This is a genomic window from Chimaeribacter arupi (genome assembly GCF_002858805.1).
Lineage (GTDB): Bacteria > Pseudomonadota > Gammaproteobacteria > Enterobacterales > Enterobacteriaceae > Chimaeribacter > Chimaeribacter arupi.
In genome coordinates this window covers 36,725-50,181 of sequence record NZ_PJZI01000021.1, presented here as the reverse complement: position 1 = coordinate 50,181, position 13,457 = coordinate 36,725, and the positions used below count along the sequence as shown (strand labels likewise).

Below are 13,457 nucleotides of genomic sequence, written 5' to 3'. Positions count from 1 at the left end.
AATGAGGTCAGGGAAGAATTGACGCGAAATAATGGCGCGGCCGGGGGGCGGCTGTAAAGACGCGGCGTGCGTAAAACTGCCGCCAGCTGATAATAACCGTCAGTCGACAATCACGATCAATCGACAATAAACAGGGTCGCGCCTTCGGCAGTAAAGGACTGGTGCGCCTCATGGTCGTCCGCCACCTGATAACTGACGCCGGGCGTCAGCACAAAGGTGCGGCCGTCGTCGAGGCGGCTCTCGAGTTTCCCGGCCAGGCAGAGCAGGATATGGCCTTTTTTACACCAGTGGTCGGCCAGGTAACCGGGGGAGTACTCCACCATCCGCACGCGGACGGGGTTCGCCTCGTCGCCGAAATGCCGGGTGCGCCACCAGGCCATGCCCTGTTCGCCGGGGTGTTCGGTGGCCTCAAGAGTTGACCAGTCAGTAATGCCGAAAGGAATGGCAGAGAGTTTCATGCGGGTGCCTTGTGCCAGTGTCAGGCGTTCCAGCATACGGAACCGGCGGTGGCCTTGAACAGCGGCGAAAAGTGAAAAGTTAAGTAAATCAGGCAAAAAAAAAAACGCGGCAGGTCAGGCGGTCACGGCCCTGCTGCGCCGGATAACCTGCTGCTCTGTTGCAAAACATGTCTGTACGGCAGAAACGCGATTTTTTCAACTATGCTTAAAGACGTTTGCCGCTGTCACCGGCGGCCCCTTTTCACGGCGTGTTATTGGTTTAACACGACAATTCGCCGTCACCAAGGAGCACGATATGCCTTATCAAACCGTTAATCCTTTCAATAATAAACTCATCAAAGAGTACCCGACCCACGACGACAGCCAGGTGCAGCAGGCGCTGGCCACTGCCCATGAACTCTATAAATCGGACTGGGCGCAGGGCGACATCCAGCCGCGCCTGCAGGTGCTGCATAAGCTGTCAGAGCTTATCTCTGCGCGGGTGGACGAGCTGGCGAAGATCGCCAGTGAAGAGATGGGCAAGCTGATTGAGCAGAGCCGGGGCGAAGTGAAGCTCTGTGCCGCCATTGCCAAATACTATGCTGAGCACGCCGAAGAATTCCTGAAACCGACGCGCTACCCGACCGACCTGGGCGAAGCCTGGGTTGAAAACGCCCCGATTGGCGTGCTGGTGGCCGTGGAGCCGTGGAACTTCCCTTACTACCAGCTGATGCGCGTGCTGGCGCCCAACCTGGCCGCCGGGAACAGCATCCTGATGAAACATGCCAGCATCGTGCCGCACTGTGCGGAAGTGTTCGAACAATTAGTTCACGAAGCGGGCGCGCCGGAAGGGGCGTACACCAACCTGTTTATCTCCACCGACCAGGTCGGCAACCTGATTGATGATGACCGGGTGCAGGGCGTGGCGCTGACCGGCTCGGAAAAAGCGGGCAGCATCGTGGCGGCGCGCGCCGCCGGTAAGCTGAAGAAATCCACGCTGGAGCTGGGCGGCAACGACATCTTTGCGGTGCTGGATGACTGCGACCTCGACAAAGCGATCAAAGCCGCCACCTATGCGCGCCTGAATAACTGCGGGCAGGTCTGTACCGGGGCCAAACGTTTTATTGTGCATGAGAAAGTGGCTGACCGCTTCCTGCAAGGCTTCACCGAGCAGATGAAAGCGGCAAAACTGGGCGACCCGCTTGACCCGGAAACCACCCTCGGCCCGCTCTCTTCCGCGCAGGCGCTGAAAGACCTGGAAAAACAGGTGGATGACGCGGTGAAAGCCGGCGCAACGCTGCACCTGGGCGGCAAGAAACTGGAAAACAACCCCGGCAACTTCTACCTGCCGACCATCCTGACCAACGTCAAACGGGATAACCCGGCCTACTTCCAGGAGTTCTTCGGCCCGGTGGCGCAGGTGTACGTGGTAAAAGATGACGACGAGCTGGTGAAACTGGCCAACGACTCCAACTACGGCCTCGGCGGCGCACTGTTCACGCAGGACATCGCGCGCGGCAAAAAGCTGGCGTCACGCATTGAAACCGGCATGGTCTATATCAACTCCCTGACCGATACCGCGCCGGAGCTGCCGTTCGGCGGCGTCAAGCGTTCCGGTTATGGCCGTGAGCTGTCTGACCTCGGCATCAAAGAGTTTGTGAACCAGAAGCTGGTGGTGGTCGCGAAATAACGCGCCAGCCCCCTGCCCTGCCGGCCGCCGCCCTGGCGGCCGGTATTTACCGCATGATTCCCGCCGCCGTTTTATTGACCACACCCCAGGTTAGGATTAGGTTTATTCATCAAGTGAATAATTCATAAGCACAGGGAGAGAGTATGACCCAGCCCGCCAGCGTCAACCGCGTGTTCCTGACGCGCCTTCAGGAGATTGTCGGCAGCCACAACCTGCTGACCGATGCGCGCAGCACCGAACGTTACCGCCACGGCTACCGCTCCGGCGGCGGCCATGCCCTGGCGGTGGTGTTGCCGCAGACGCTGTTGCAGCAGTGGCGCGTGCTTCAGGCCTGCGTGGCCGCCAACAAGATTGTGATTATGCAGGCAGCCAACACCGGCCTGACGGAAGGATCAACGCCCAGCGGCCACGATTATGACCGCGAGGTGGTGATCATCAGCACCCGCAAGCTCGACAAGCTGCAACTGATCAACAACGCCGAGCAGGTGATTGCGTTCCCCGGCAGTACCCTGCACCAGCTGGAAAAAATCCTGAAACCGCATGGCCGCGAGCCGCATTCGGTGATCGGCTCCTCCTGCATCGGGGCGTCGGTGATGGGCGGCATCTGCAACAATTCCGGCGGGTCGCTGATTAAACGCGGCCCGGCCTACACCGAACTGGCGCTCTATGCGCAGGTGGATGCCGACGGCCAGTTGCAGCTGGTGAACCATCTCGGCATCGATCTCGGCGAGATGCCGGAAGAGATTCTGACGCGGCTGGAAAAAGGCAGTTACAGCCCGTATGAGATTGAACAGACGCCGCGCGCCGCCTCTGACCACGAGTACGTTGACCGGGTGCGGGACGTGGACGCCGACACCCCGTCACGCTTCAACGCCGACCCACGCCGCCTGCATGAGGCCAGCGGTTGCGCCGGTAAGCTGGCGGTGTTCGCGGTACGTCTCGACACCTTCCCGCAGGAGCCGCAGCAGCAGGTGTTCTACATCGGCACCAATGACACCGGCGTGCTGACGGCGATCCGCCGCCATATCCTGCGCCACTTTACGGCGCTGCCGGTGGCCGGGGAGTATCTGCACCGCGACTGTTTCAACATCGCCGAGATCTACGGCAAAGACACCTTCCTGATGATTGACCGGCTCGGCACCGACCGTATCCCTGACCTGTTCCTGACCAAAGGCAAGCTGGATGCGCGGCTGAACAAGGTGCCGCTGCTGCCGCGCAATATGAGTGACCGGGTAATGCAGTGCATGAGCCGTTTGCTGCCGGGCCACCTGCCGGCCCGCCTCACCGATTACCGCGACCGTTATGCGCACCACCTGCTGCTGAAGATGTCCGGTGACGGCGTGGCCGAAGCGCAGGCGTTTTTGACCCACTTCTTCCAGCAGGCGGAAGGCGATTTTTTTGCCTGCACCGAAGAGGAAGGGCGCAAGGCGTTCCTGCACCGTTTCGCCGCCGCCGGGGCGGCGGTGCGTTACCATGCGGTGCACCAGGAGGAGGTCGAGGATATTCTGGCGCTGGATATTGCCCTGCGCCGCAACGAGACGGACTGGTTTGAAACCCTGCCGCCGGAGATTGAGCAACAACTGGTGGCGAAACTCTATTACGGCCACTTTATGTGCCATGTGTTCCACCAGGATTACATCGTGAAAAAAGGCGTGGATACGCACGCCCTTAAAGCGCAGATGCTGGCCGGGCTGAATGCCAAAGGGGCGGAATACCCGGCGGAACACAATGTCGGCCACCTCTACCCGGCCAAGCCGGCGCTGAAGGCGTTTTACCGGGAGATTGACCCGACCAACAGCTTTAACCCCGGCATCGGCAAGACGCCGAAGCAGAAATACTGGCGGGCGTGAAGGTCAGAGGAAAAACGCCCCGGCCACCCCGGCCGTCAGCACCAGGCCGGCGCACTGCACGCCCACCAGCAGTTTGAACCCGCGCCGCGCCGGGGCCATCGTCAGCATCGCCAGGTGCAGCAGCAGCGTGGTGAAATTGGTGACGGCCAGGATGCCCAACGCCACATAGCCGTTAAAATGCTCAAAGGCCCCGTGTGGGGCAAACCAGACGGCATCCGCTGCCAGTAACACACCAATCAGGGTGACCATCCACGACACCACGGTAAATAACACTTTCAGCTGCATACTCTGACGGGCTTCGGCCCGTTCCTCTTTTTCTCTCGGGAAAGTCACTGTAACAAATGCGGCGGCGGGGTGCGCGCTAAAGCGTGCGTTCAATGTGGAACAGACAGGAAAAAAAAGAAAAAAACCCCGCTGCGCCTGAAGTTACCTCAGGGCGCAGCGGGGTTTTTGTGGCCGGATGCCGCTGCCAACTAAGCCGGAAATGTCAGAAGAAATGCGCGCCGTACCCCCACATCATTACCGCCAGCGCCAGCAGCAATTCCAGCACCAGCACACCGATGCCGAGCGTGGAGCCGAACACCAGCATCCCCTCCTGCCGGTTAATGCCGAGGAAGGCGGGCATCCCGACCGCCAGCAGATAGCCGCTGTAGGCCAGTGCCAGCGCGCCGACAAACAAGCAGAGCCAGACCATCGGGTAGAGCGCCACCACCCCGCTTAAAAACATCGGCGTGGCCACGTAGCCGGCAAACACAATGCAGTCATTGCGCGACGGGCGTCCGGGGTAGCGGCTGGCCAGCAGGTGGATCACCCGCCCCATCACCGCCACCGCACCCAGCATCAGCAGGTAGAACGCCACCGCGATGCCCAGCGCCGTTGCGGGCTGTACCCGCAGGTATTCGTCGCCGCCGAAGCTCCAGCCAATCTGCGTCGTACCAATAAACGAACAGACCACCGGGATGGCGGCCATCAACATGACATGGTGCATATAGAGATGGGGAACCGACTCATGCTCACGCTTAATCTGTTGCATTTCCGGTTCGGGATGGGCGAACAGCCCCCAGACGTGATTGATCATAGCTACCTCCAGTGTCCGCCTGTGGCCGCAACAGACGAACCGGCTGAGGCGCGCCCAGGCTGACCTGAGTGTGCACGACCCTCTTCAGCTCAAGTATAGTGCCGGTCAGATTTTATACAGGTCCTCTTATGCAGAAAGGCGGGCAGCGCAACAGAAAGGCAGGGGAAAGGAGGAAAGACCGCGCAGCGGGCTGCGCGGCAGGCTTTATGCAATCAACGAAAGCGCTTTGTCCAGCACCTTGTCACCGCGCATGGTGCCGTAATCCATCATATCAATCACATCCACCGGTTTGCCCAGCGGCGCGGCCGCTTCCTGCAACCGTTTCAGCTGGAACTTCACCTGCGGCCCGAGCAGGATGACATCCGCGTCTTTGACCACCAGCTCGAAATCCGACACCGGCACCGCCTCAATATCCACCTCAATCTGACGCTTCTCCGCTTCCTGACGCATCCGCTGGACCAGCATACTGGTCGACATTCCGGCGGCACAACACAGCACGATCTTTTTCATCAGTCACTCCTTGGTGTGTCCATTCAGATTCGTTACCCAACCATAACCCAGGCGGGAGTGAATACAAGACACCGGCCGCCCACAGGCGGACTAAAACTTCGGGTTGCGATAAACGTCATGCTTTTCAGTCGGGTATGCAGGCGTTTTCCGGCAGAAAAGGGGAAAGTGTCTATACTTACTGATACCGCACCGGTTTACCGGGCGGGACGGGATGCGAGGGAGAGCGCGCGGCCGTTTTGGGAAAACAACGTCACGGCGTTGTAAGGTGCATATGAAGTCAGGAGAAACCTATGAAAATTATTTTATGGATTATTGCGATTATCTTTATTGTTGGCCTGCTGACCCTGACCGGCGTCTTTAAGATGTTGTTCTGACCGGCCCCGCGTTGCCCTGTCCGGCTGCCTGGCCGGACAGGGTACCCCTTCCGGGCGGTTACTCGATCGCCTGTGCCACCGTTGGGTGGTCAAGCCGTTGATCTTTTTCCCTTCTGTAATTTTTCGCCACCTGCGGCACCGGCGCGGCGCGCCCGGTTTCCATCCAGCTGCGCAGCCGGTTGGCATCCGCAAAGTGGGTATACTTCCCGAACGCATCCAGCACCACTAACGTCACCGGCCGGTGGTTAATGGTGGTGCGCATCGCCAGGCAATGCCCGGCCTGATTGGTAAAGCCGGTTTTGGTCAGCTGGATGTTCCAGCTGCCGTTGCTCAGCAGGTGGTTGGTGTTGCGGAACGGCAGGCTGTAACGCGGGTGGGTAAAGCTGACCTGCGCCTGTTCCTGCGTGCTGAGCTGGCTTATCAGCGGGTAGAGCCGGGTCGCCTGCAACAGTTTGGTCAGGTCACGGGCGGTGGAGACGTTTTTCACCGACAGCCCGGTCGGCTCCACATAGTGGGTGTGGGTCATGCCCAGCGCGCGCGCCTTGGCGTTCATCGCGCGGATAAACGCGTCATAGCCGCCCGGATAGTGGTGCGCCAGCGTCGCGGCGGCCCGGTTTTCCGACGACATCAGCGCCATCTGCAACATCAGCCGGCGGCTGGTTTCACTGCCGATTTTCACCCGTGAGAACACGCCGCGCATCTCCGGCGTATTGTGGATGTCCACCGCGATCACCTCATCCAGCGGCAGGTGGGCGTCCAGCGTGACCATCGCGGTCATCAGTTTGGTGATGGACGCAATCGGGACGACCTCATCCGGGTTGCGGGAGTAGATCACCTGATGGGACTGCATATCCACCACCATCGCACTGCCGGAGGCGATCTCCAGCGGCGTGAGTTTACCGGCGATTGCCGCATTGCTGCCGGCCGTGGAGGCCGGTGCTGCCACTGCGCCCACGCTGACCGCGAGCAGGCTTAAAACCAAAAAAGGGATTTTCACATGAAATACTCTGTCACTTGCCAGGATTATCGGACACTGCCCGCCAGATTGCCGGCGAATTATAAGTGACGTGAATACCGTTAGCACTTGGATAATGCAGGACTATTTGTGACAAAGTGCAAGTGGCAGCCTGCCGTGAAAGCGCGCCGAGGTGAAAAGGGGCCGGTTGCCTGGCCCCGCCCTGTCAGCCCTGTTTCACCAGATGGTGTACCGCCAGCGGGCCGCCGGGGAACTGGAACAGCGCCCCGCCTGCGGCCAGCGCCCCGAGGTCCAGCCCCGCGAACCCCAGTTGCGCCATCAGTGCCGCCACCTGCTGTTTCGCATCGGCATCATCCCCGGCGTAAAACAGCACCCGCTGCCCGCCGTGGCTCTCCGGCGGCTCACTCAGTAACGGGGCGCTGAGGTGGTTAAAGGCTTTAACCAGCCGCGCGCCCGGCAGGTGATCGCTCACCACCTCGCTGGATGTCCGCCCGCCCAGCGGCACGGCGCGGAATGACGGCACCTCCACCGCGTTGTTGGCATCAATCACGATGCGGTTCTGCCAGGCCGGCAGCCCGGCCAGCGCCTGCGGCAGCGTCGCCCAGTTCACCGCCAGAAATACCATGTCCGCCTGCGCCGCCTGTTCACGGGTAGCGGCCGTCAGCGTCGGGCCAATCTCTTCCACCAGCGCGGCCAGCGTTTCCGGGCCGCGGCTGTTGGCGATCATCGCCGGGATGTGGTGGCGCGCCAATGCGCGGGCGATTGCACTGCCGATAGCACCTGCACCAATAATGCCGATTGTCATGATCTGTTCCTTATGGGTTAACACGTTACGTGGGATGTCGGTATGGCTTAAGACTACGCTTCCGATTCCCTGATGATTAGCCCATAGTGATGGCTATTATTTTCAACGATTGCTTGAAGGTGACGGGATGGAAACGCTGGCCAACATTGAGTCTTTTATGCGCAGTGCCGAGGGCGGCAGTTTTTCTGCGGCGGCGCGGCGGCTGGGGCTGACCCCGGCGGCGGTCAGCCGCAATGTGGCGATGCTGGAGCGCAACCTGGGGCAGCGGCTGTTCCTGCGCAGCACCCGCAAGCTGACGCTGACCGAGGCGGGCGAACGTTTCCGGCAAGCCGTTGGCAGCCATCTGGAGGGGTTGCAGGCCGCGATTGCAGCCCAGACCACGCAACAGGGCGAACCGGCCGGCGTGCTGAAAATCAGCATGTCGCTGGTGTTCGGCACCGACTACCTGCTTCCGCTGCTGCCGGCATTTATCGCGCGCTATCCGGCGGTGCGCCCCGAGTGCCATTTTGAAAACCGCGCCTCAGACCTGATCGCCGAAGGGATTGATGTGGCGATCGGCGGCGGTTTCGCCCTGACGCCGGGGCTGGTGGCACGGTCACTGGCCCCGGCGCACTGTATCGCGGTGGCGGCCCCGGCAGTGCTGGCCGGGCGTTCCCTGCCCGCCACGCCGGACGATCTGGCGGCGTTTGACGGCATCCTGCTGCGTTCCGCCAATACCGGCCGTTTGCGCCGCTGGGTGTTGCGCAATGCGGCGGGTGAGGAGCAGGCCGCGATGCTGCGGGAATCGCTGGTGGTCAACGATCCGCTGGCGATGCGGCAGGCCGCGCTGCAGGGGCTGGGCGTGGCGCTGATCACCCTGCCGGACGCCCTGCCCTGGCTGGCGTCCGGCGCGCTGGTGCGGCTGCTGCCGGACTGGTATGCCGACCTCGGCCCCATCTCGGTGTATTACGCCAACCGCACCCTGCTGCCCGCCAAAACCCGGGTGTTTGTCGATTATCTGGTAGAGGCTTTCCGTGAGCGCGACTACGCCACGCACTTTAATGCCCGGCTGCCGCAGGCCCGTTAACGCGGCCTAATCCCTGTACTGTGTCAGGTTAATCTGAATTCCCTGCCCGGCCTGCCAGACGCTGCGCCCCGTCCGGCGCGGCGTGTGGCACGTCTGTCACGCAGGTGTGACAGTGCGCACCCGGTGCATTTTCCCGGCAGCCCGCCCCATCGCCTACGCTTAACAGGCAGAGTGCAGCCCGTTCCGGTGGCTGCATGCCTTCCAAGGAGTTTTTATGGCGATGACAATGAAAGCCGCTGTGTTACACGAATTCAACCAACCCCTCCAGATAGAAGATGTGCCGGTCCCTGACGTCGGCCCCGGCCAGATCCTGGTGAAAATCGCCGCCACCGGCGTCTGCCACACTGACCTCCATGCGGTGCAGGGTGACTGGCCGGTGAAGCCCAACCCGCCGTTTATTCCCGGCCATGAGGGCGTCGGCCATGTGGTCCGCGTTGGGGCGGGCGTCACCCACCTGAAAGAGGGCGACCGCGTCGGCGTGCCGTGGCTCTACTCCGCCTGCGGCCACTGCGAGCACTGCCTCGGCGGCTGGGAAACCCTGTGTGAGAAGCAGCAGAATGCCGGGTACTCGGTCAACGGCAGCTTTGCCGAATACACGCTGGCCGATGCCAATTACGTCGGCATCCTGCCGGATAACGTCAGCTTCAACGAGATTGCGCCGATCCTTTGCGCCGGGGTCACGGTGTATAAAGGGCTGAAGATGACCGAAACCAAGCCCGGCCAATGGGTGGTGATTTCCGGCATCGGCGGGCTGGGCCACCTGGCGGTGCAGTATGCCAAAGCGATGGGCATGAACGTGGCGGCGGTGGACGTGGATGACGGCAAGCTGGCGCTGGCGACGCGCCTCGGTGCCACCGTGACGGTGAACGCCCGCCAGCAGGACCCGGCCGCTTTCCTGAAAAAAGAGATCGGCGGTGCGCACGGGGCGCTGGTGACGGCCGTTTCGCCGATCGCGTTCCAGCAGGCGATCGGCATGACGCGCCGCGGCGGCACCATTGCGCTGAACGGGCTGCCGCCGGGCAACTTCGAGCTGTCGATTTTTGACATGGTGCTGGACGGCACCACGGTGCGCGGCTCGATCGTCGGCACGCGGCTCGATCTCCAGGAGGCGCTCAACTTTGCCGGTGAAGGCAAGGTGCAGGCCACCATTGCCACCGAGCCGCTTGAGAATATCAATGACATTTTTGCCAGGATGCACGCCGGGAAGATCGAAGGGCGTATCGTGATTGATATGGCGCTGTAAGGCGTGAAAGGCGGCTGACGCTGCCCGGCCTATCCGCTACGATAGAAGGACGTCCTCTCTCAACAACGGAAAGACAATGGGCACAGTGCTGAAAGCATTAACAGGGATCGTTCTGGCGGCCGGGGCCATTGGCAGCGCAACGGCCGCTCCCCTTCCCTGCGCGGTGAAGAACCGCCAGGTCAATGAGAGCAATATCCAGATTTTACTCGGCGGCAGCGCCCGCGGCGACATCCGGCAGTTTGTTTCCGGCTCACTCGGCAAAGACGTCAACCAGCAGGTGCACCTCAGCGGCAATATCGACCGTTGCGGCCGCCTCAGCGAAGCCGTGTTCAAATACCAGAAAACCGAGAATAACCTCCGGCTGGAGATGGTCAGCCGCACCCTGCGGGTGGAGGCAGGCTGGATAACCGATTATGAGGTCAGGATTTCGGTGCTGAAAGAGGCAAACCAGACGCTGGTCAACCGCAAGCGCGGCACCCTCTACTACACCACCGGCAAGCGCGGCAACATCACCGCCTCCACCGATCTGTTCACCATCAATGACCGGCGCGGCTTTACCACCGGTACCTACGATTATGATGCCCAGTTGCGGGTGGTGCGCAGCGTCACGCGCGGCACCGATGCGCTCAGCAACCAGGAGACGCGCTACCGCTACACGCCGCAGGGCTGGCTGCTCAGCGCCACCGCCACCGACGGCGACCGCAGCACCTACCGCTATGACCCGCAGGGGCGCGAAAGCGGCTCGGTGACGTTCTCCTCGTCGCCGTTCAGCCAGACCAGCCGTGTGGAACGCTGCCAGTCCTGGGACGAGGCCGGCAACTGTACGCTGAGTGACACCTTTGAAACGGAGTTGCTGCCGTCAATGCGCCTGACGCGCAACCTCGGCACGGCTTACCAGTACCGTTACTGGGACGAGCCGCCGGTTACTGGCGGTCAATTACCTGTGCAATAGCGGCAGACGACGTCAGGGTACGGATTTCCGTAAACAGCGCCGTGGCCTCGTCATACTCTTTGCGCAGGTAGCCGAGCCACTGTTTGATGCGCGCCACATGGTAGAGGCCGGTGTCGCCCTGCTTCTCCAGCCGCACATATTTTTGCAGCAAGGTGACCACGTCCGGCCACGCCATGCGCGGTTCATTGTACTTCACTACCCGGCTGAGGTTCGGCACGTTGAGCGCGCCGCGCCCCAGCATCACCGCGTCACAGCCGGTGGCCGTCATGCACGCCTGCGCGCTTTCATAATCCCAGATTTCACCGTTGGCGATCACCGGGATGGTGAGGCGCTGCCGGATCTCGCCAATCGCCGCCCAGTTGATGCGCTCTGCTTTGTAGCCATCCTCTTTGGTGCGGCCATGCACCGCCAGCTCAGTGGCCCCGGCCTGCTGCACCGCGTCGGCAATCTCCAGGCTGCGGCTGCCGGAATCCCAGCCCAGCCGGATTTTCACCGTGACCGGCAGCGCCGCCGGTACCGCCTCCCGCATCGCTTTGGCACCGCGGTAGATAAGCTCCGGGTCTTTCAGCAGCGTCGCCCCGCCGCCGCTGCCGTTCACCAGCTTCGACGGGCAGCCGCAGTTGAGATCCACGCCATACGACCCCAGCTCCACCGCGCGCGCGGCGTTCTCCGCCAGCCATTGCGGGTGCTGGCCCAAAAGCTGCACCCGCACCAGGGTGCCGGAAGGCGTGCGGCTGTTGTGCTCCAGCTCCGGGCAGAGGCGCAGGAAGGATTTGGCCGGCAGCAGCTGGTCCACCACCCGCAGGAACTCGGTGATGCAGAGATCGTAATCGTTGACCTCGCTGAGCAGTTGCCGCACCAGTGAGTCGAGGACGCCCTCCATCGGGGCGAGTAATACACGCATTGCCGGATACCTCAGAAAAAGAGTGCGACATGATACGGGCGATGCCCTGTCCGGGGCAATCGTCTCGCGGCCGCAAAGGCCACAGGCAAAAAAAAAGCTGCCCGCAGGCAGCTTTTCTGGTGAGCGCTTTTTCAGCAAGCAAACGGTCAGTCCGCTTTGCCGGCCGGGCGTGAACGGCGCGGCTGGCTTGGGCGGCTCGGACGGCGCTGGCCGTCGCTGTGCTCCTGGCGCTGGCGCGGCTGGCCGTTGCGGCTTTCGCCGGTGCGCGGGGCACCGCTGCGCTGGCCGCCGCCATTGCCGCCGTTGCCGCGACCGCCGCCCTGCCCGCGTCCGCCACCCTGGCGGCCGTTGATGATCGGCTCCGCCTTGATGGTCGGGTCCGGGTCATAGCCCGGCAGCGCAATGCGCGGGATCTCTTTCTTCAGCAGGCGCTCGATGTCACGCAGCAGTTTGTGCTCATCGATGCAGACCAGCGAGATCGCCTCACCGGTGGCTTCGGCACGGCCGGTACGGCCGATGCGGTGCACGTAATCTTCCGGCACGTTCGGCAGCTCATAGTTCACCACGTGCGGCAACTGGTCGATGTCCAGCCCGCGCGCCGCGATGTCGGTCGCCACCAGCACGCGGATGCGGCCGTCTTTGAAGTCCGCCAGTGCACGGGTACGCGCACCCTGGCTCTTGTTGCCGTGGATGGCGGCGGCAGTGATGCCGTCTTTGTTCAGCTGTTCCGCCAGGTGGTTGGCGCCGTGCTTGGTGCGGTTAAACACCAGCACCTGCTGCCAGTCACCGGTGCCGATCATCTGCGACAGCAGTTCCCGTTTGCGCTTCTTGTCCACGAAGTGGACGCTCTGCGCCACCTGCTCAGAAGCAGTGTTGCGGCGGGCCACTTCCACCGACGCCGGGTTGTGCAGCAGCTTGTTCGCCAGCGCTTTGATCTCATCAGAGAAGGTCGCGGAGAACAGCAGGTTCTGGCGTTTGGCCGGCAGTTTGGCCAGCACACGGCGGATGTCATGGATGAAGCCCATGTCGAGCATCCGGTCCGCTTCGTCCAGCACCAGGATTTCAACCTGCGACAGGTCTACCGCGTTCTGGTGTTCCAGGTCGAGCAGGCGGCCGGGGGTGGCGATCAGCACATCGACGCCGCCGCGCAGTTTCATCATCTGCGGGTTGATGCTCACCCCGCCGAAGACCACCAGCGAGCGCAGGCGCAGGTGTTTGCTGTAGGCGTCGACGTTCTCGCCAATCTGCGCCGCCAGTTCACGGGTCGGCGTCAGGATCAGGGCGCGGACCGGACGGCGGCCTTTGCTCTGGTGCGGGGTGCTGTTCAGCAGGTGCAGCAACGGCAGGGTAAACCCGGCGGTTTTGCCGGTGCCGGTCTGGGCGCTGGCCATCAGGTCACGGCCTTCAAGCACTACCGGGATCGCCTGACGCTGGATAGGCGTCGGCTCACGGTAACCCTGTTCTTCTACCGCACGCAGAATATCGGCATGTAAACCGAGAGAATCAAATGACATAAAGAATAAAGCTCCAGATCTCCCGTTACCAACAAGGTTGGTGCAGTTTCCGGGGAGA

The 13,457-nt window shown here is 62.1% G+C and carries 14 protein-coding genes; 6 read left to right on the top strand and 8 right to left on the bottom strand.

What is annotated here, in order from left to right:
* Positions 1-116: 116 nt before the first annotated feature.
* The gene (locus CYR52_RS13295; RefSeq protein WP_072926869.1) at positions 117-458 is read right to left on the bottom strand and encodes a DHCW motif cupin fold protein; all 342 of its coding nucleotides are present in this window, start codon (positions 456-458) and stop codon (positions 117-119) included.
* Positions 459-753: 295 nt separating this feature from the next.
* Between CYR52_RS13295 and CYR52_RS13290 the strand changes: the two genes are divergently transcribed.
* The gene (locus tag CYR52_RS13290) at positions 754-2,127 is read left to right on the top strand and encodes an NAD-dependent succinate-semialdehyde dehydrogenase (protein ID WP_101828744.1); all 1,374 of its coding nucleotides are present in this window, start codon (positions 754-756) and stop codon (positions 2,125-2,127) included.
* Between the two features lie 143 nt (positions 2,128-2,270).
* Positions 2,271-3,977 (top strand): D-lactate dehydrogenase, encoded by a 1,707-nt coding sequence (dld, locus tag CYR52_RS13285; protein ID WP_101828743.1) that lies wholly within the window; start codon positions 2,271-2,273, stop codon positions 3,975-3,977.
* A gap of 3 nt (positions 3,978-3,980) precedes the next feature.
* Here the strand turns inward: dld and CYR52_RS13280 are convergent, their stop codons facing one another.
* The 3 genes from CYR52_RS13280 to CYR52_RS13270 form a co-directional block, all read right to left on the bottom strand.
* Complete coding sequence (locus tag CYR52_RS13280; RefSeq protein WP_072926117.1) at positions 3,981-4,262, bottom strand: hypothetical protein; 282 nt, start codon at positions 4,260-4,262, stop codon at positions 3,981-3,983.
* Between the two features lie 202 nt (positions 4,263-4,464).
* Complete coding sequence (locus tag CYR52_RS13275; RefSeq protein ID WP_072926119.1) at positions 4,465-5,055, bottom strand: Yip1 family protein; 591 nt, start codon at positions 5,053-5,055, stop codon at positions 4,465-4,467.
* A 204-nt stretch (positions 5,056-5,259) separates the two neighbouring features.
* Complete coding sequence (locus tag CYR52_RS13270) at positions 5,260-5,565, bottom strand: PTS sugar transporter subunit IIB (RefSeq protein ID WP_072926121.1); 306 nt, start codon at positions 5,563-5,565, stop codon at positions 5,260-5,262.
* Between the two features lie 290 nt (positions 5,566-5,855).
* Here CYR52_RS13270 and CYR52_RS23160 point away from each other — a divergent pair, with 290 nt between their 5' ends.
* Entirely contained in the window at positions 5,856-5,939 is an 84-nt protein-coding gene (locus CYR52_RS23160) for a small membrane protein YohP (protein WP_455423860.1), read from the top strand.
* 58 nt (positions 5,940-5,997) lie between these two features.
* Here CYR52_RS23160 and pbpG read toward each other — a convergent pair whose 3' ends face one another.
* The gene (pbpG, locus tag CYR52_RS13265; RefSeq protein ID WP_072926122.1) at positions 5,998-6,936 is read right to left on the bottom strand and encodes a D-alanyl-D-alanine endopeptidase; all 939 of its coding nucleotides are present in this window, start codon (positions 6,934-6,936) and stop codon (positions 5,998-6,000) included.
* A gap of 184 nt (positions 6,937-7,120) precedes the next feature.
* A complete protein-coding gene (locus CYR52_RS13260; protein WP_072926124.1) occupies positions 7,121-7,720 on the bottom strand; it encodes an NADPH-dependent F420 reductase in 600 nt (199 codons plus the stop codon).
* A gap of 127 nt (positions 7,721-7,847) precedes the next feature.
* On the opposite strand from CYR52_RS13260, the gene CYR52_RS13255 reads away from it, so the two are divergent.
* The 3 genes from CYR52_RS13255 to CYR52_RS13245 all read left to right on the top strand — a co-directional run bounded on the left by CYR52_RS13255 (position 7,848) and on the right by CYR52_RS13245 (position 10,981).
* Positions 7,848-8,786 (top strand): LysR family transcriptional regulator, encoded by a 939-nt coding sequence (locus tag CYR52_RS13255; RefSeq protein WP_101828742.1) that lies wholly within the window; start codon positions 7,848-7,850, stop codon positions 8,784-8,786.
* 214 nt (positions 8,787-9,000) lie between these two features.
* The gene (gene adhP, locus CYR52_RS13250; RefSeq protein ID WP_072926127.1) at positions 9,001-10,029 is read left to right on the top strand and encodes an alcohol dehydrogenase AdhP; all 1,029 of its coding nucleotides are present in this window, start codon (positions 9,001-9,003) and stop codon (positions 10,027-10,029) included.
* A 76-nt stretch (positions 10,030-10,105) separates the two neighbouring features.
* Entirely contained in the window at positions 10,106-10,981 is an 876-nt protein-coding gene (locus CYR52_RS13245) for an RHS repeat protein (protein WP_072926129.1), read from the top strand.
* On the opposite strand, the gene dusC is transcribed toward CYR52_RS13245, so the two are convergent.
* Together dusC and rhlE are read right to left on the bottom strand one after the other, a co-directional pair.
* Positions 10,953-11,885 carry a tRNA dihydrouridine(16) synthase DusC gene (dusC, locus tag CYR52_RS13240; protein ID WP_101828741.1) on the bottom strand — a complete coding sequence of 311 codons (933 nt, stop codon included), beginning with the start codon at positions 11,883-11,885 and terminating at the stop codon, positions 10,953-10,955. The two genes, CYR52_RS13245 and dusC, sit on opposite strands and share 29 nt — an antisense overlap.
* Before the next feature lie 146 nt (positions 11,886-12,031).
* Positions 12,032-13,399, bottom strand: a complete 1,368-nt coding sequence (gene rhlE / locus CYR52_RS13235) for an ATP-dependent RNA helicase RhlE (protein ID WP_072926132.1) — start codon at positions 13,397-13,399, stop codon at positions 12,032-12,034.
* Between the last annotated feature and the right edge of the window lie 58 nt (positions 13,400-13,457).

Coding starts and splice junctions, on each gene's coding strand:
- adhP (WP_072926127.1), top strand. CDS start 9,001: ATGGCGATGACAATGAAAGCCGCTGTGTTACACGAATTCAACCAACCC.
- CYR52_RS13245 (WP_072926129.1), top strand. CDS start 10,106: ATGGGCACAGTGCTGAAAGCATTAACAGGGATCGTTCTGGCGGCCGGG.
- CYR52_RS23160 (WP_455423860.1), top strand. CDS start 5,856: ATGAAAATTATTTTATGGATTATTGCGATTATCTTTATTGTTGGCCTG.
- dld (WP_101828743.1), top strand. CDS start 2,271: ATGACCCAGCCCGCCAGCGTCAACCGCGTGTTCCTGACGCGCCTTCAG.
- rhlE (WP_072926132.1), bottom strand. CDS start 13,399: ATGTCATTTGATTCTCTCGGTTTACATGCCGATATTCTGCGTGCGGTA.
- CYR52_RS13255 (WP_101828742.1), top strand. CDS start 7,848: ATGGAAACGCTGGCCAACATTGAGTCTTTTATGCGCAGTGCCGAGGGC.
- dusC (WP_101828741.1), bottom strand. CDS start 11,885: ATGCGTGTATTACTCGCCCCGATGGAGGGCGTCCTCGACTCACTGGTG.
- CYR52_RS13275 (WP_072926119.1), bottom strand. CDS start 5,055: ATGATCAATCACGTCTGGGGGCTGTTCGCCCATCCCGAACCGGAAATG.
- CYR52_RS13280 (WP_072926117.1), bottom strand. CDS start 4,262: ATGCAGCTGAAAGTGTTATTTACCGTGGTGTCGTGGATGGTCACCCTG.
- CYR52_RS13270 (WP_072926121.1), bottom strand. CDS start 5,565: ATGAAAAAGATCGTGCTGTGTTGTGCCGCCGGAATGTCGACCAGTATG.
- CYR52_RS13295 (WP_072926869.1), bottom strand. CDS start 458: ATGAAACTCTCTGCCATTCCTTTCGGCATTACTGACTGGTCAACTCTT.
- CYR52_RS13290 (WP_101828744.1), top strand. CDS start 754: ATGCCTTATCAAACCGTTAATCCTTTCAATAATAAACTCATCAAAGAG.
- CYR52_RS13260 (WP_072926124.1), bottom strand. CDS start 7,720: ATGACAATCGGCATTATTGGTGCAGGTGCTATCGGCAGTGCAATCGCC.